Below are 16,447 nucleotides of genomic sequence, written 5' to 3'. Positions count from 1 at the left end.
GATATAGATGCATCATCAATCCAAGATGCATTACCCAATGCTTTTATAGTCTTCCCAATAAAAAGACAACAATTTTATCCTCTTGTTATCAGCAACATGAGGAATCTCGAAGACTTATACAAAGTCCTCAGAAAGAATGTTTTTGATAAAGGTCAGCCACCCTTGTACATTACAAGTCCCAAGCAATAGTTAACTTTGCTTAATGTTAGATTAACAGAAAGTTTGCATCCTTAGTATCTGCTGAAAAAAAGTCACTCAAACAATTAATACACGGTGAATAAGCATCATATCATGTCTGTTAAGGAACGACAATTATCGCAGAACAAGCATATCAGGGGGATGGGGAGACAAATCAATTCAAAATTCTTGCATAACGCTCGCGGACACGGCAAATCGTGGCTCTAACAAAATTCACGCATTCAAGAACTTTTGACTTTTAAATGCGTGACTTTTTAATGCCCCATGCCCAATACCCTTTATCTGTTTTATTTTATGAAACTCAAGCGTTATTTTTGGATAGCTATTTTAACCATCATTACCTTACTAAGCGTGATGATATCAGAAAAAACTCAGGCGCATACATCATCCAATACACTATTTCAAACATCTACAATTAGCGCCTTTTCAGTAGGAATTTATGAGGGAAAAACTAATTTTCAGCAGTTGAAAAAATACGGTAATTTTGGTTTGGGTACAGTCAATTATCTTGATGGAGAAATGATTGGATTAGATGGTAAATTTTACCAAGTTAAAGCTGACGGTGTTGCCTCTGTTATTCCTGATGACGTTGCCAGTCCTTTTGCCACAATTACCTTTTTTAAACCAGAAAAATTAATTCGTTTAGAAGGACAGATGACTTATCAGCAATTGCAAGCTTCTTTGGATCAGCGCCTATCCACTAAAAATTATCCTTATGCAATTCGTATTCAAGGTAATTTTCCTTATGTAAAATTTAGAAGCGTTCCCAAGCAAACCCCGCCCTACCGACTTTTGGCAGATGCTCTCAAAGAACAATCAGTGTTCGAGTTAAGGAACGTAAATGGCACTTTAATAGGATTTCGTACACCCAAATATATGGAAGGAGTAAATGTCAGGGGATATCATTTTCATTTTTTAACTGCAAATCGGAAAACTGGAGGACATATTTTAGATGGGCAGTTTCAAAATGCTAAAGTAGAGATTGATACTCTGTCAGATGTTGAGATAAATTTGCCCAAAACTGCTGAATTTGACCAAGCTGATTTGGGAGATGGCATACCGAGTATTAAGTAAATATTTTGGATCGAATCCATGCCACTATCAGAAACTATTGCTAAAGAAAAAGATACTCGTCCTCCTGTGGCCATTGGTCATGTGAGATTCTATGTGAGTAATGTGCCTGAGGCTAGCGAATTTTTTGTCAAAATAGGGCTGCGGCTAATTACACAATCAGAACATGTAGCTGTTTTAGAACTACGGGGAGGAACGCACTTAGTTTTGAGAACAACACCAGAGCCAATTACTTTTGGAACCAAAGCACCTTTTGACTTGATGGTAGATGATGTTTTTGCCACTAGAGATGCTTTAACACAGCAGGGACTAACTGTTTCCGAAATCGAACCAGGGAGAATCCACAGTTCATTTACCTTGACTGGGCCGGATGGCTACATATTGACCTTTAATTCCTCGCATACAGGGGGTAGAGAGGTTTAATTTGGGCATGGGGCATGGGGCATTGGGAGATGGGGAGATGGGGAGATGGGGAGACATTAAATTTATTCCTTTTCCCTTTTCCCGGTTGGTGAGCTTGTCGAACCATTAACCTTTTCCCCTGCTTTCTTGTCTCCCTCATCTCCCCAGTCAACAATCAACACATTAGCCAACGATTACCCAGTACATCCCATCTGGGGCAATTAATCCAAAGGAAGGTTCGCTAAATTCGTTGGGGACGATGGGTGTAACGTTGGTGGCGTTGCTGGCGATGACGCGTTGATGAAAAGCTGCAATATCGTCAACTTGATAAGTGAAAAGGCTTATGCCTAAGGAACCTGGTTGAGCGTATTCGCGGCGATCGCTTGTAGGATAAAGTGGGCTATAAACTTGAAAAACTCCGACGTTGGTCTTTGGGGAAGCAAAAACTGAAAGATAAAATTCTTGGCCTTCTTCAAGCATCAAAATCTGCTTGGTTGAGGGGTTTTTATAACCAGATAATTTGGGGTTATTCTCTGACGGTATGAGTCCAAAAACCTCTGTGTAAAATGAGGTGAGGCTATGGTCGGAAGTAATGAAACTTGAATGAGTCCCTTCACTAACTAATAGCCCAGAATCGCGATTAATAGTACCGTAGCCAGGGCGATCGTAGTTATATCGCTGAAAAAATGCTTGTCGCGTTTCTTGGCCAATGACAAACATTTCTCGGACACCAATAAAGCGGTTATATAATCCTGTTCCTACGTTACCAATAAACTCAATTCCCCGCACTGGTTCAGTATAAATCCACTCTCCACCGTTGGCTTTATCGTCGGCAAAAGCATCGGCGATGGCATAAATATCTTGAGTCAAAGAAGCAAACCAGCGGCTACCCTCCACCACTGGCAAGGTATCACCTAAACCTTGATTGCGCGGTTGTTTCCACCACATTACCCGCACCAATCCATGAGCTGATGAGTTGCCATTTTGTAATCGCAGTGATGTTAAATCTGAGGCATGACCGTAGAGTAATTTTGCCTGTTGTGCGGAAAATTCTCCTCTGTTTACCTCTCGATAACCAAATTCATTCCAATATTTTAGAGTAGCTTCAATATCCTTTGAGCCGACACAATTTTCAAAAATTCCACTAATCATTCTGATTTACCTGATAACTAGAGAAAATTTACATTATTTTTGAGGATAAAAGAAACTCACCAAATACTAACAATATCTTGGTAGTTTGGTGAGCGTATGGCTAGGGATTTATAAATTTTCAATTTTAGTGTATTAACCTAATGGTTAACTTTTAGCTGCCACTGCTTGCTGGTCTCGTTGTGCTACTTGTTTTCGTACTAAAGGAATTACGTCACGACCATAGGCGATCGCATCTTCCAAAGGATCGAAACCCCGAATCAACAAGGTAGTTACCCCAGCATCGTAGTAATCAACTAAAGCTTCTGCAACTTGTTCTGGTGTACCCACTAATGCTGTGGTGTTACCTGCTGCACCTGTAGCTGCGGCGATGGGTGTCCATAGGCGTTTATCGTAAACCTCATTTTTGGCTGCAAAATCCAACAGACGTTGCGACCCCACCGCCTGGGGTCTAGCTGTGGAAGCTATTTTCGCCCCTCCTCGCAACTCTTGAATTCTCGCCAAAATACTATGCGCCTTTTCCCAAGCTTCTTGTTCTGTAGCACCAAGGATCGGTCGCAGGGAGACGCTAAACCGAATGGAACCACCCGGTGGTAAAGCGGCGCGAACTTCCGCGATGCGTTCTTTCACTGCGGCGATTGGTTCGCCCCACAAAGCATAAACATTACTGTGTTTTGCTCCCACTTTCACTGCTGGACTGGATGCACCGCCAAAGTAAAGGGGAATATGGGGTTTTTGTAGCGGCTTGATTGCAGAGAAAGCATCCTTGACACGGTAGAATTCGCCTTCATAATCAAAGGGAGTATCACTCGTCCAAGTGCGACGGACAATTTCTAAATATTCATCAGTGCGGCGGTAGCGGTTATCATGATCTAACCAGTCACCGTCTTTTTGTTGGTCGATATCGCTACCACCAGTAATGATATGTATTGCTATCCGACCGTTGGTGAAATGGTCAAGGGTAGCCGCCTTGCGGGCTGCTAAAGTTGGTGCCACAAACCCTGGTCTGTGGGCAATCAAAAAGCCCAATCGCTCCGTTGCAGCTGCGGCAAAACTCGCTACAGTAAAACCATCAGGGCTACTAGAACTATAGCCAATTAATACTTTATCAAAGCCTGCTTGTTCGTGGGCTTTGGCAAATTCACGAACATAAGCCGCATCGATAATGTCATCGCCGAGAGTACTTGTTGTACTATTTAATTCTGAAACAGGTTTTGTCCGAATTAATCCAATAAATTCCACTGGCATAGTTTTTCCTGGGAATAGGAAGTGGGGAGTGTTGACTGTTGACTGTTGACTGGGAAGTTATTATTCTCCCCTGCCCCTCTGCTGCATCTACGTTGTCTATCTTTTCTCCCTTGTCTGCTGATTCTATTTATTGCATATATCTAAAAACTGGTCGTTTTACCGGTGTATTATTGATGTTACCATGAAATGCACAGATAAAGTCAGGACTTAGGGAAAAAAACTTCTCATATCCAATCTGTTAGTATCGGGGTTATGTATTTTTTAACGCAGAGGAAGGCAAAGGTAAACGCAGAGGAACGCAAAGTTTTTGGACTGATGTATTGAGGAATTTGGAGAAGAGGGTAAGTTTTTTGACGCTAGCCACGGATTACAGCGTCACTGATTTGATTTAGTTGAGTTAGGCCATTTGGGCATTTGACACGGAGAAAAAAGTTGTATCCAAGGCTGCGGCGATTTGGACAAATGCTTGGCTGGTTGTGGAGTTGGGGTCAGCAAGTGTTAGGGGTTTACCTGTATCCCCTCCACTACAAATGCGGGGATCGATGGGAATTTCTCCTAAAAGGGGTGCTTTGAGTTCATCTGCCAATTTTTGACCGCCACCAGTACCGAAAATCGATGTTTGTTCGCCATTACTGTTGATGAAATAGCTCATATTCTCGATAATACCAAGAACGGGAACCCCCACTTGGCGAAACATATAAATGCTACGGCGGACATCGGAAATGGCAACTTGTTGGGGAGTTGTTACTAAAATTGCTCCACAAATTGGACTTTCTTGCACAATGGTGATTTGAGCATCGCCAGTACCGGGAGGAAGGTCTATTAATAAATAATCTAGCTCTCCCCATTGGACTTCGTGAATAAACTGGGTGATAATTTTGTGCAAGATTGGGCCGCGCCATGCTAGGGGACGATGCGGTTCTGCTAACAGTCCCACAGACATGACTTGAATGCCGTAAGCTGACAAAGGTAAAAATCTCTGGCCTTCGGGAGTATCAATAATTTCAACTTCCGATTTACCTAGTCCCAACATTTGGGGAACGTTTGGGCCGTAGACATCAGCATCGAGTAAACCAACTTTAGCACCAGCTAATCTCAAGGCGGTGGCTAAATTAACTGCGGTTGTAGATTTACCAACTCCCCCTTTGCCACTGGAAATTGCTAAGGTGGTTTTTACCCCTGGAATGGTGCAAGGTTGAATGTAGGCTTTTTTGCACCAAGATAACTGGGATAATATTTTTTGAATTTCTGTTTGTAATTGCTGTTGGTGGGAACCGATATAAAGGCGTAGGTAAACGTAGTCATCAACAATACGCAGATTTCGCACCATTCCTAAGCTAACGATGTCATTTTTCAGGTTGGGTTCGATGATTTGCTTGAGAAATTGCACGACTTGTTGCTGGCGACCAATGATTAGGGGATCGGCAGGAGAAGGTTGTATTTGTTGATGTAATGATATGGAATTGTGCGCCATAATTTTGTGTATGCCAGTGCAATCATTTCTGTTGTTGAATCTTGTCAATTGCCCGTTGTGCGTAAATGGACACATCCCGGTCTGGGTCATCTAGTGCTTGTTTGAGGGCATTTACAGCATTGGCATTACCTAAATTCCCCAGGGCGATCGCTGCTTCTTTTCGCACATCAGAATATTCATCTGTTAAGGCTTCAATTAATGTAGGAAGCAAGTTGGCATCTGGGGTTTTTTGTAATACTTGAATGGCAAATTTTCGCACTTGCCAATTTTCATCTTTCAGGGCAAATTTTAAAGCTGGAATTGCTTGATTATCGGCGTGAATTGCTAAAGATTTGGCGGCATTTCTTCGCACTTGCCAATCAGCATCTAAAGTCAATGCTTGAGTGAGTAATTCCACTGCTTCTTTATCTGCTAAATGACCTAATGTTAAAGTGGCTGCACGACGCACATTATTATCAGCATCTTTCATTAAGGATAAAACGGGCGGGCATATCTCCACTTGATTTAAATAACGAACGGTTGTGACAGCAGCTTCCCGCAGCTGGCTATTTTCTGATTCTAAAAAGGACAATATCGCAGGTAGAGATTGAACATCATGAATCTTGCGTAACAAAATGAGTACGTTAAGATTGACATTAATATCTTTTTGATGTAGTGCATCTAGTAATAACAGCAGATGATCTGGAGTCACTAATTCCCCTAAAGCTGATAACGCCTCAGTACGAATTTCTGCGTCGGGAGAAGCCAGACATTTTAGTAAAGCCGGAACAGCAGCAGGATTAGCAATTTCCCAAAGTGCAGAGACAGCGATTTTTTGTACTGTTGTGTTTTCATCTTCTAGGGCGGTAATTAAGGCCTCAACTGCGGTATCTTCGCCCAAGTGTTGTAAAGATTTGACAGCCACTAACCGATCGCTGACATCAGGCGATCGCAACATTTCCAACCATTGATTTAATTCCAAATCTGTATCTGCACTCACGTTGCTTTACTCCAATGTCCAGAAATTCAGAGGCTTGTGTTTTTTGTATTTTCAGTCATTTTTTCATCTCAACGCAGCAAAAAGGGAATTTGCACGGTAATTGCATTAGTTGGGCATTCTTTTTCACAAGGTAGACAAAACCAACATTCATCGTATTTCATATAAGCTTTTCCCGTTTCTGGATTTTTTGCTAATACATCTAAGGGACAAACTTCAATGCAAGCCACGCATTTTTCTAAACATTTAGATTCATCGACGATGACTGGGACATCTACTCTTTGTGTGATTAAAGCCATATTTTACCTGCTTGTTGAAATTATTTATGAATTAGATTGAGTTAATTTTTAACGAACCGCAGAGGCGCAGAGAACGCAGAGAGAAAGGAGAAATGCTTAATTGATGATTTAAAATACCAAAATCTTCTCAAACTCTCATTTCTCTGTGAACTCTGCGTCCTCTGTGGTTCGTTTTTTATCGCACTGCTACATCGTAAAACTCTTTTTGTAAATCTACGTCAATTATGTAAGGCTCCACTGGACGTTTAAAAATTATCATTTCGCCAGTGTCATTCTTTTGCAAATTGACGTGACAAAACCATTCTTGATTATTCTTTTCTGGATAATCCAAACGATAATGATATAAACCCCAGCGGCTTTCACGACGATATAAAGAAGCGCGTGCTGCCATTTCTGCACAATCGCGGATAAAATGCACTTCCATACAGCGCATTAATTCGTGAGGATCTCGCGCTCCCATTTGTGCTAGTGTTTCTTGATAGCGCACAAAGTTATGTAAGCCGATTTCCATTTTGTTCGCAGATTTTGGCGGTTGTAAATAATCATTCACAAATCGGCGTAACTTGTATTCTACTTGAGTATGGGGAATGCCATTTGGCTGATTTAATGGTGCATAAATCCTAGATTTTTCGGCTTCTAAAACATCTGCGTCTGGTTCTAAATGTTCTAGATTTTGAATATATGTAATTGCATTTTCTCCTGCCAATCTTCCAAAGACAAATGCACCAATCATGTAATTATGGGGGACACTAGCCATATCTCCGGCGGCGTAAAGTCCTGGAACTGTGGTTTCTGCTTTTTCGTTCACCCAAACACCAGATGCACTATGTCCGCTACATAACCCTATTTCGGAAATGTTCATTTCAACGCCGTGAGTGCGGTAGTCTTCTCCTCTACCTTGATGAAAACGTCCTCTACTAGGACGCTCATTTGCCCATAAAATAGACTCAATTTCTGAAATTGTATCCCCATCTAAATGATTCATTTTCATTTGAATGGGGCCTTTACCTGAGTTTAATTCTTTCCAAATTTCTAACATCATTTGACCGCTCCAGTAATCACAATTAATAAAGCGGTGTCCTTCGGCGTTGGCTGTATATGCTCCAAATGGCCCGGCAACATAAGCACAGGCAGGGCCGTTATAATCTTTTATCAGTGGGTTAATTTGAAAACATTCGATGTTGCTTAATTCTGCTCCTGCATGGTAGGCCATTGAGTAGCCATCGCCAGCATTAGTAGGATTTTCGTAAGTACCGTAAAGATAGCCAGATGCAGGTAGTCCCAAACGTCCACAGGCTCCAGTACACAGGATGACGGCTTTGGCAAGGATGACAACAAAATCGCCAGCGCGCACGTCAAATCCAACTGCGCCTATTGCTCTACCATTTTTAACTAGCACTCTCGTAGCCATTACACGGTTAGTGACCTTAACTTGATGGCGCTTCACCTGTCGGGTGAGAATTTGCTTGAGGTCTTTACCTTCTGGCATGGGCAACACATATTTACCCACCCGATGCACTTGTTTAAGGTCATAATTACCTTGGGGGTCTTTTTGGAACTTAACGCCCCAACTTTCCAACTCTTGTATGGTTTCGTAACCTAGCTTTCCTGTTTGGTAAACAGCTTTTTGGTGGAGAATGCCATCATTGGCAATGGTGACTTCACGCACATACTGTTCTGCGGTGGAATGTCCGGGGATCACTGCTGTGTTTACTCCATCCATTCCCATAGCGATCGCACCACTGCGACGAATATTTGCTTTTTCCAAAATCAACACTTGGGCGTCACCATTGGCTTGTTTGGCTTTAATTGCAGCCATTGTCCCCGCCGTACCGCCGCCAATGACTAGGACATCTGTTTTGATCCACTGTGTGTTTATGTTAGCCATACAATTTTGGATTAAACTTGGGTTGAAAATGGGGAGTGGAGAATAGAAAAGAGATATTTTTATTCTTTTTTTATGGACTGTGTTTATTGAGTCTTTTGCATATATTTTTCATCTCATGCAAAAACACAGACCATAACTAAATTCTGACTCCTAACTCCTAACTCCTAACTCCTAACTCCTAACTCCTAACTCCTAACTCCTAACTCCTAACTCCTAACTCCTAACTCCTAACTCCTAACTCCTAACTCCTAACTCCTAACTCCTGACTCCTGAATTCTGAATTCTGACTCCTGAATTCTGAATTCTGACTCCTGAATTCTGAATTCTGACTCCTGAATTCTGAATTCTGACTCCTGAATTCTCAATTAATTTCCTTGCCAAACAATTTCTTTAACTTTAATTTCCTTGGGTATCAATTTGATTTGATAAAATGTATCTGCAACTTCTTGTTGTTTGTTAATGACTTCATCTGTGAGTGGAAGTACATCATACTCACGCCGTTTTTCAGCTATCTCTAACACGGGAACATCAATACCTAATGCTGGAGAAATAAGTTTTGCAACTTCACTGGGATTGTTTTTCGCCCAATCACTGGCTTTTTTAACTTCGTCTAAAATTGTTTTTACAGCATTTGGTTTGGTGTCAACAAAAGACTTCGCCGCTAGATAATAACCACGATTGGGAGCTAATCCCGTTGCGTCTGTTAAAATACGTGCGCCTGTTGCGGCTTCTGCTGCGGCTAAGTAAGGATCCCAAATTGACCAAGCTTCGACGTTCTTACCTTCAAAAGCAGCACGAGCATCGGCTGGTGCTAAGGTTTTGGGTTGAATATCACTGTATTGTAGTCCTGCTTTTTCTAAAGCTTTGACTAATAAATAGTTAGCATTTGAGCCTTTGGCAAAGGCGACTCTTTTACCTTTGAGTTCAGCTACACTTTTAATGGATGAATCTTTAGGAACTATAATAGCTTCTGCTTTGGGACTCCAGGGATCGTAAGCAACATAAACTAAAGGAATGCCCCCTGCTTGGGCAAATATTGGTGGTGATTCTCCGGTATAGCCAAAGTCAATGCTACCTGCGTTTAATGCTTCCAACATTGGAGGGCCCGCAGGAAATTCCGACCAAGTTACGGAAGCACCGGAGGCTGCAAAGGCTTTTTCTAAACTTCCTTGTGCTTTGAGTGCATAAAGAATAGTTGATGCTTTCTGATAACCAATACGAACTACGGTGTTGTTTGATGCCTGGGTTGTTGGTGTAGTTCCACTGTTGCTCGTGGTTGGAGAACACGCAAAGACAGTTAATGTTAAACCAAGTCCCAGTGTAAACATTAGGGAAAAAGTGTAAATTCGTTGCTGCTTGCATTTCTTAAACAAAGCGATGGTTTTGTTCACCGCAGGTATGACAATACTGAGCAATTGAGTGGGAGAAAACTTAATCAACGTCTTGACTCTACTTTTTTACCTTGGGTAAAAGGGACTGGGGATTGGGGACTGGGTAATGAGTGCCAATAACAATGTGTAGCTACGATCGCCAAAAAGCGATCGCCTGAAAATTCAAATCGTCAATAATATTGCTGTGACAAGCAATCTACAGGGTTCTATATATTAAAGCATACTACGGTAAATGCAGCATATTTTCGTAATATGCAATCACATTTATTTAGCTTCCGCCTTCCTTGTAAGAGCTTCTGCCTTCCTTGTAAGAGCTTCTGCCTTGACGTTTCAGTATTACGCGCAGCCTGCAAGAGCTTCTGCCTTCCTTGTAAGAGCTTCTGCCTTGACGTTTAAGTATTACGCGCAGCCTGTAAGAGCTTCTGCCTTCCTTGCAAGAGCTTCTGCCTTGAGGTTTCAGTATTACGCGCAGCCTGTAAGAGCTTTTGCCTTCCTTGTAAGAGCTTTTGCCTTGTAAAAATCTTGGCAATTTCTGGCAGCGTCGGCTCTAGTATCTGTAGCGTGTGTTATGGCGTAGCCTAACGCACCTAAATAGTTAACTGGTGCGGTACTGGTGTGACAAGACTAAAATGTTACAATAAATTTTATTGTGGGATGGATGTCCTCACCCGTCCGGGCGGGCAGGATGTTCCATACAGCTATCCTGCAAGCCTTGATGGAGTTAGTATTTAAAGGTGTTAGCATTTAAATTAGGGCTATGCAAGTACCAACAAACCCAATCGCTATCGATGCGGCTGAAGCACCTCTGCGTACCAAGCCAACAAACTATCCAGAACCGTTTGCGTCTCGCATAACGGGCAGAGAGAAACGACCACTGGGAGATCTGTTTGGTTTAACAAACTTTGGTGTCAACTTAACAAAATTAGCTCCAAACGCGATTTCTGCTCTCCGTCATGCTCATTCCAAACAAGATGAGTTTATCTACATCTTGAAGGGAAAACCTACGCTGCAAACTGACGAAGGTCGGACTCAACTCTCCCCTGGTATGTGTGCAGGTTTCAAGGCAGGGACTGGGAACGGACACAACCTGATTAATGAGACCTCAGAGGAGGTTGTGTACCTAGAAATCGGCGATCGCACCCCAGGAGACGAAGCAATTTATCCCGATGACGATCTTCTAGCCTTGCTTGTGGAAGATAAATGGCAGTTTACCCATAAAGACGGTACGCCGTATTGAAAGCAGGGGGAGCAGGGGAGGCAGGGGGAGAAATACTACATATAATTGCAACTTAGTATTAAAAGCCGAATAGCTTATCTATAGTCAGCTTGCTGTCTTAAAGCTGTTTATGTCATACTTATTCAATTGAAATAATTACAATATTCAAGTCGAGTTCTAGTATTATTCATCACATTCACTAGAAATCTAGGATTCGAGGTTAAGAACTGACGTAGAAATAATTGCGATCGCCAAATTTATAATAAAAGCGTCCCAAGTTGGCAGTAACATCAACTTTTTTTTCGCAGGACGAATGTCTGGTCGTCTTTAGAAGATTTAAGTTTACCTTCGGCAAGGAGTATATTATGTCACAGTTGCAACAAGACCCGCCAGACACTTTAATAGCCAAAAGCTTAGAAACTACCCCAAATATTTTTCAGCAAGTTGAAGCTTTGGCTAAGGACTTTGCCCGTCGTGCAGGAATACACGATAAAGAAGCTTCCTTTGCTTTTGAGAATTTTACAGCTTTGCATGAGGCTGGATTGCTTAACCTCACCATCCCCCGTGAATTTGGTGGTGAGGATTTGGGCTTAGAGACTGTCTGTCGAGTGATTGAAGGCATAGCGCAGGGCGATGCTTCCACTGCATTGGTACTGACAATGCACTATCTCCAACATGCCCACGCAGCTCGTAGTCGTCGTTGGCCTGCACAAGTATATAAACGGGTATGTCGTGAGTCAATGGAAGGCATTGCGCTACTAAATGCTGCCCGTGTGGAACCAGAATTAGGCACACCAGCCAGAGGTGGATTACCTGCCACCATTGCCCAACGGACAACAGAAGGCTGGCGTTTAACGGGTCACAAACAATACACCACAGGTAGTCCCATCCTCAGCTACTTTGTTGTTTGGGCAAGGACAACAGAAGATGAACCGCAAGTTGGAAATTTTCTCGTTCACCGCGATTTACCTGGCTTGCGAATAGTAGAAACTTGGGATCACTTGGGGATGAGAGCCACTGGTAGTCACGACCTCATCTTAGAAAATGTCTTAATTCCCCCAGAATATGCCATTGATATTCGTCCCATCTCTGCTATGCCTTCTGTCGATCCATTGATTTCCACTTGGGGAAGTTTAACAATCAGCGCCTTGTATCTCGGCGTTGCCACTGCTGCGCGAGACTGGTTGATTAACTATCTTTGGGAGCGATCGCCATCTAATTTAGGAGAGCCACTAGCCAAATTACCACGTTTTCAAGCAGCTGTGGGTGAAATAGAAGCACTGCTATTTGCAAACCGCAGATTGATTTATGGCTTAGCTCAAGATTGCGATCGTGGCGAGTACGAACTCAACGTAGGATTACAGGCACAAAGCGTTAAATATTTAACTACCACTAACTCCATTCGTGCTGTAGAAATTGCCTTGGAACTAACTGGTAATCCTGGTATGTTAAAAAAGAACCCCTTAGAGCGACACTACCGTGACGTTTTGTGCAGCCGTATCCATACACCGCAAAATGATGTCATTTGCCAGTCTTTAGGAAAATCTGCACTAAAAGTTAAGTGATTGGGGAATGGGGACTGGGGAGATGGGGAGATGGGGAGATGGGGAAGATGGGGAGATGGGGAAGATGGGGAGATGGGGAGGTAGGGAGATGGGGAGGTAGGGGAGATGGGGAGGTAGGGAAGCAGGGGAGAAGAGTTTTTTCCCTCTGCCCCCCGCCACTGGAGTTTCTTCCCAATGCCCTTTGCCCTTTACCCTTTGCCCTTTACCCTTTGCCCTTTGCCCTTTACCCTTTGCCCTTTGCCCTTTGCCCTTTGCCCTTTGCCCAATGCCCGATACCCAATACCAATACCAATACCAATACCAATCAAAGCATTATGAAGTGTCCTAATTGTGAAGCTACCAAAATTAGCAAAAACGGACATCGCCGTGGCAAGCAGAGTTATATCTGCCGTCACTGTGGTCGTCAATTTCTAGAGTCTTACAATACTTTGGGATATCGAGATTCTATCAAAAAGTATTGTCTAGAACTCTATTTTAAAGGCATGAGTTTTCGTGCTATTGAACGAGCCATAGGCGTTAATCACAACACTGTTATCAATTGGGTGAAGCAGACAACTGATTATTATTAAAAAGGCATGGGATGTTGTGTTGACGGTTGACTGATGACTGGGGAGTTATTAGACTTCTAAGAGAAGTCGGGAAAAGGGGCAGGGGAAAAGGCGAAAGGTTTGGTGTTTTCCCTTTCCCCTTTAACCCCTTCGGGGTTCGCCAGTCGCTCATGGGGGAAACCCCCAAGACCGCGCTGGCTCACCTTTTCCCTTTTCCCACAAAAGTGCAAAAAGCACTTTTGCTAGAGGTCTATTGTTCTCCCCTGCCCCTCATCCCCCTAATACCCTGCTTTCTTATCCACCACATTCCGCAATGGCTCACCGGCTTGGTAGCGTTTAAGATTGTCAATGAACAATGCTGCTATGCGTTCTCTCAGTCGTGGTGATAGTGCTGAACAATGGGGCGTGATAAAAGCATTGGGTAGCGACCATAACGGACTTTGTGGCGGCAGAGGTTCTGTGGCCACAGTGTCTAATCCCGCACCAGCAATCCATCCTTCGCGGAGGGCGGTGATTAATGCATCTTCATCTACTATTGCACCACGAGCAATGTTGATTAAGTAAGCGGATGGACGCATAGAACGCAATGCAGCTTCATCGATTAAGCCTACTGTTTCTGGGGTAAGAGGTGTAGCAATAACTACATAATCTGCTTCTGGAAGCAGCGATCGCCATTGATCTGCACCGACAATTTTGTCAAAATGGGGTGAAGGTTCGGGATGGCGGCGACTACCCCAAACTCGAACACCAAAAGCTTGAGCGCGAGATGCGATCGCTTGACCGATATTTCCTGTGCCAATAATTAATAATGTCGCATCTGCCAACTCTTCGAGAAACACTCCTCTTACCCAAGTGTGTTCATCTTGCAAAGTTTGTAATTTCCGCAGATTTTTAGCGTGATAAAGCATGAACGCCAAGACAAATTCCGAAATTGGAATCGCGTGAACTCCTGCGCCATTTGTCAGGATAATATCCCTTTGCAAAAAGTTAGGCGTTAGGATATGATTCACCCCAGCACTCGGCGACTGTTGCCAACGCAGAACTGGTGCAGCTGCTAATACTTTGTCAAGGGTAGAGGCCTTGAGATAAAATCCATTGACATAAACTTCTGCATCACTAGCATCGCCATCGATGTTGCCTTCACTATCCACCACCACAAACTCTACATCAGCTGGTAATAGTGGCTGAATCTCAGCAATCAAATGATCCGGTAAAATTAGTTTCACGATATTTCCTACTCCCAGATTTTAAAGGGATTAGGCATGAGAAGAGGACAAGGGGGACAAGGGGGACAAGGTAGCAATCTTTCTCCCTTGTCTCCCTTGTCTACCTTGTCTGCCCATTCCCCAGTCCTCAATCCCTAATACCCTGCTTCTTTGTCTACTACATTTCGTAACGGTTTGCCAGCTTGGTAGCGTTGGAGATTATCAATAAATAAGGCTATTGAACGCTGTTTACTTTTTGGTGAATGACCGGAAGTATGGGGTGTGATGAAGATGTTTGGTAGCGACCATAAAGGACTTTCAGGTGGTAGGGGTTCGGTGCTGACAGTATCTAATGCTGCACCTGCAATCCAGCCTTCTGTGAGTGCTTTGATTAATGCTGATTCATCGATGACCCCACCACGAGCAATATTAATTAAGTATGCATGGGGAGGAAGTAAGCGCAACACAGATTCATCAATAAATTCTTTAGTTTCGTGTGTCAGTGGCGTTGCAATTACTACATAGTCTACTGTGGGGAGGAGCGATCGCCATTCATCAGCACCCACTACTTTATCAAAATTGGGTAGCTCTTGGGGATGACGGCGACTGCCAATAATTTTCAAGCCGAAGGGTTTAGCACGGGCGGCTATTTCTTGACCGATACCACCAGCACCAATAATTAACAAAGTTGCATCTGTTAATTCTTTGATGGCAAACCCTCTTTTCCAGTGACGTTGTGTTTGTAGACTATATAATTCTGGTAGATGCTTAGCATGAGCAAGTATGTAGGTAATCACAAATTCGGCAATGGGAATTCCATGCACCCCTGCTCCATTTGTGAGGATAATATCTCTTTCTAAATAAGTTGGCGTCAGAATGTGATTTATTCCTGCATTCGGGGCATGATGCCAACGCAGTGCAGGTGCAGCTTCTAGTATTTTATGCAGTACATTACTTCTGGATAAAAACCAGCTGAAATAAACTTCAGCATCGCTAGCATCGCCGTCTAAATTACCATCAATATCTACTCTGACAATTTCTGTATTTGGTGGTAGATGTGGCTCAATGTCAGCAACCAAATCAAGGGGCAAAATGAGCTTCATGGTAGATTACCTCTTCTTTATTTACAGGATCATTTCTAAAAATTACCTGTGTTTCATTAACAAATTAAGTGCCATTGTCCTTGGCACAAATTATAATATTTCATAAGAATTCAGTTATTATTTAATCTGTAAACCCATCAACTCCAAATCAAAATATTGATTATTAAATTTATACGCCATTTTTTCTATTCCATATATTTGAAATCCCAATGATAAATAAAGGTGTTTTGCTAAAAAATTAATTTTAACAACATCCAGTAATAGGATTTCTACGTCGTTAAGAGCTTTTGCTTTTTCAATTACTTCATTTACTAATAATTTACCTATACCTTTTCCTCGATATTCTTGTTGAACATACATACTAGTAATATATGCTTTATGCCTGAGTTTTATTCTTGATTCTTGTTGAAATGCGACTATTCCAATTAACTTTATATCGTCATAGCAGCCCAAAATAAACTTATTGTTATCGACTGAGATTCTATCCCGAAATTGTTCTATCGTCTTAATTACTTCTTCATGATACGTTGTGCCAAATGATTCTGGATTTTTATATAAAGCCTCTAATCTAATTTGTCTATAATTTTCTGCATCGTACTTTGTTAATTTTCTAATTTTCATTAAATAAAATAATAAAGATTCTATTAATATCAATTAATAAATAATAATAATTATCGCGTTCTAGTTTATCTATGTCGTGAATATAAAAAAATC

The 16,447-nt window shown here is 42.3% G+C and carries 15 protein-coding genes; 5 read left to right on the top strand and 10 right to left on the bottom strand.

From position 1 onward, the window contains the following. Positions 1-492 precede the first annotated feature (492 nt). The gene (budA, locus tag VF06_RS10710; protein ID WP_099068063.1) at positions 493-1,272 is read left to right on the top strand and encodes an acetolactate decarboxylase; all 780 of its coding nucleotides are present in this window, start codon (positions 493-495) and stop codon (positions 1,270-1,272) included. 18 nt (positions 1,273-1,290) lie between these two features. Beyond that, on the top strand, positions 1,291-1,692 hold the full coding sequence (locus VF06_RS10705; protein ID WP_099068064.1) for a VOC family protein: 402 nt from the start codon (positions 1,291-1,293) through the stop codon (positions 1,690-1,692). 162 nt (positions 1,693-1,854) lie between these two features. Here the strand turns inward: VF06_RS10705 and VF06_RS10700 are convergent, their stop codons facing one another. The 7 genes from VF06_RS10700 to VF06_RS10670 all read right to left on the bottom strand — a co-directional run bounded on the left by VF06_RS10700 (position 1,855) and on the right by VF06_RS10670 (position 10,144). Then, positions 1,855-2,823 (bottom strand): VOC family protein, encoded by a 969-nt coding sequence (locus VF06_RS10700; protein ID WP_099068065.1) that lies wholly within the window; start codon positions 2,821-2,823, stop codon positions 1,855-1,857. A gap of 144 nt (positions 2,824-2,967) precedes the next feature. Further along, complete coding sequence (locus VF06_RS10695; protein ID WP_099068066.1) at positions 2,968-4,068, bottom strand: LLM class flavin-dependent oxidoreductase; 1,101 nt, start codon at positions 4,066-4,068, stop codon at positions 2,968-2,970. A gap of 397 nt (positions 4,069-4,465) precedes the next feature. Next, positions 4,466-5,542 carry an Mrp/NBP35 family ATP-binding protein gene (locus VF06_RS10690; RefSeq protein ID WP_099068067.1) on the bottom strand — a complete coding sequence of 359 codons (1,077 nt, stop codon included), beginning with the start codon at positions 5,540-5,542 and terminating at the stop codon, positions 4,466-4,468. Positions 5,543-5,564: 22 nt separating this feature from the next. Next, positions 5,565-6,521, bottom strand: a complete 957-nt coding sequence (locus VF06_RS10685) for a HEAT repeat domain-containing protein (RefSeq protein ID WP_099068068.1) — start codon at positions 6,519-6,521, stop codon at positions 5,565-5,567. 68 nt (positions 6,522-6,589) lie between these two features. Then, complete coding sequence (locus tag VF06_RS10680) at positions 6,590-6,817, bottom strand: 4Fe-4S dicluster domain-containing protein (RefSeq protein ID WP_035152298.1); 228 nt, start codon at positions 6,815-6,817, stop codon at positions 6,590-6,592. 175 nt (positions 6,818-6,992) lie between these two features. After that, the gene (locus VF06_RS10675) at positions 6,993-8,705 is read right to left on the bottom strand and encodes a fumarate reductase/succinate dehydrogenase flavoprotein subunit (protein WP_099068069.1); all 1,713 of its coding nucleotides are present in this window, start codon (positions 8,703-8,705) and stop codon (positions 6,993-6,995) included. 365 nt (positions 8,706-9,070) lie between these two features. Continuing rightward, positions 9,071-10,144: a sulfonate ABC transporter substrate-binding protein gene (locus VF06_RS10670; RefSeq protein WP_244917974.1), complete on the bottom strand. Its 1,074-nt coding sequence runs from the start codon at positions 10,142-10,144 to the stop codon at positions 9,071-9,073. 709 nt (positions 10,145-10,853) lie between these two features. Here VF06_RS10670 and VF06_RS10660 point away from each other — a divergent pair. The 3 genes from VF06_RS10660 to VF06_RS42580 all read left to right on the top strand — a co-directional run bounded on the left by VF06_RS10660 (position 10,854) and on the right by VF06_RS42580 (position 13,446). After that, a complete protein-coding gene (locus tag VF06_RS10660; RefSeq protein WP_099068072.1) occupies positions 10,854-11,333 on the top strand; it encodes a cupin domain-containing protein in 480 nt (159 codons plus the stop codon). A 344-nt stretch (positions 11,334-11,677) separates the two neighbouring features. Then, a complete protein-coding gene (locus VF06_RS10655; protein ID WP_099068073.1) occupies positions 11,678-12,877 on the top strand; it encodes an acyl-CoA dehydrogenase family protein in 1,200 nt (399 codons plus the stop codon). Between the two features lie 314 nt (positions 12,878-13,191). Continuing rightward, entirely contained in the window at positions 13,192-13,446 is a 255-nt protein-coding gene (locus tag VF06_RS42580; protein ID WP_143863045.1) for an IS1/IS1595 family N-terminal zinc-binding domain-containing protein, read from the top strand. A 257-nt stretch (positions 13,447-13,703) separates the two neighbouring features. Here VF06_RS42580 and VF06_RS10645 read toward each other — a convergent pair whose 3' ends face one another. From VF06_RS10645 to VF06_RS10635, 3 genes are all read right to left on the bottom strand, one after another. Further along, entirely contained in the window at positions 13,704-14,654 is a 951-nt protein-coding gene (locus VF06_RS10645) for a D-2-hydroxyacid dehydrogenase (protein WP_099068075.1), read from the bottom strand. Between the two features lie 131 nt (positions 14,655-14,785). Next, on the bottom strand, positions 14,786-15,733 hold the full coding sequence (locus VF06_RS10640; RefSeq protein ID WP_099068076.1) for a D-2-hydroxyacid dehydrogenase: 948 nt from the start codon (positions 15,731-15,733) through the stop codon (positions 14,786-14,788). Between the two features lie 117 nt (positions 15,734-15,850). Further along, positions 15,851-16,354 (bottom strand): GNAT family N-acetyltransferase, encoded by a 504-nt coding sequence (locus VF06_RS10635; RefSeq protein WP_099068077.1) that lies wholly within the window; start codon positions 16,352-16,354, stop codon positions 15,851-15,853. Between the last annotated feature and the right edge of the window lie 93 nt (positions 16,355-16,447).

This window comes from Nostoc linckia z4 (assembly GCF_002608075.1).
Classification (GTDB): Bacteria; Cyanobacteriota; Cyanobacteriia; order Cyanobacteriales; family Nostocaceae; genus Nostoc; species Nostoc linckia.
The sequence above is the reverse complement of the archived record's forward strand: the minus strand, read 5'-3'. Positions and strand labels throughout refer to the sequence as shown.

What these genes read in the sequence shown, in the direction of transcription:
- VF06_RS10700 (WP_099068065.1), bottom strand. Translation starts at nt 2,823, where the DNA reads ATGATTAGTGGAATTTTTGAAAATTGTGTCGGCTCAAAGGATATTGAA.
- VF06_RS10675 (WP_099068069.1), bottom strand. Translation starts at nt 8,705, where the DNA reads ATGGCTAACATAAACACACAGTGGATCAAAACAGATGTCCTAGTCATT.
- VF06_RS10680 (WP_035152298.1), bottom strand. Translation starts at nt 6,817, where the DNA reads ATGGCTTTAATCACACAAAGAGTAGATGTCCCAGTCATCGTCGATGAA.
- VF06_RS10690 (WP_099068067.1), bottom strand. Translation starts at nt 5,542, where the DNA reads ATGGCGCACAATTCCATATCATTACATCAACAAATACAACCTTCTCCT.
- VF06_RS42580 (WP_143863045.1), top strand. Translation starts at nt 13,192, where the DNA reads ATGAAGTGTCCTAATTGTGAAGCTACCAAAATTAGCAAAAACGGACAT.
- VF06_RS10640 (WP_099068076.1), bottom strand. Translation starts at nt 15,733, where the DNA reads ATGAAGCTCATTTTGCCCCTTGATTTGGTTGCTGACATTGAGCCACAT.
- VF06_RS10660 (WP_099068072.1), top strand. Translation starts at nt 10,854, where the DNA reads ATGCAAGTACCAACAAACCCAATCGCTATCGATGCGGCTGAAGCACCT.
- budA (WP_099068063.1), top strand. Translation starts at nt 493, where the DNA reads ATGAAACTCAAGCGTTATTTTTGGATAGCTATTTTAACCATCATTACC.
- VF06_RS10695 (WP_099068066.1), bottom strand. Translation starts at nt 4,068, where the DNA reads ATGCCAGTGGAATTTATTGGATTAATTCGGACAAAACCTGTTTCAGAA.
- VF06_RS10635 (WP_099068077.1), bottom strand. Translation starts at nt 16,354, where the DNA reads ATGAAAATTAGAAAATTAACAAAGTACGATGCAGAAAATTATAGACAA.
- VF06_RS10655 (WP_099068073.1), top strand. Translation starts at nt 11,678, where the DNA reads ATGTCACAGTTGCAACAAGACCCGCCAGACACTTTAATAGCCAAAAGC.
- VF06_RS10705 (WP_099068064.1), top strand. Translation starts at nt 1,291, where the DNA reads ATGCCACTATCAGAAACTATTGCTAAAGAAAAAGATACTCGTCCTCCT.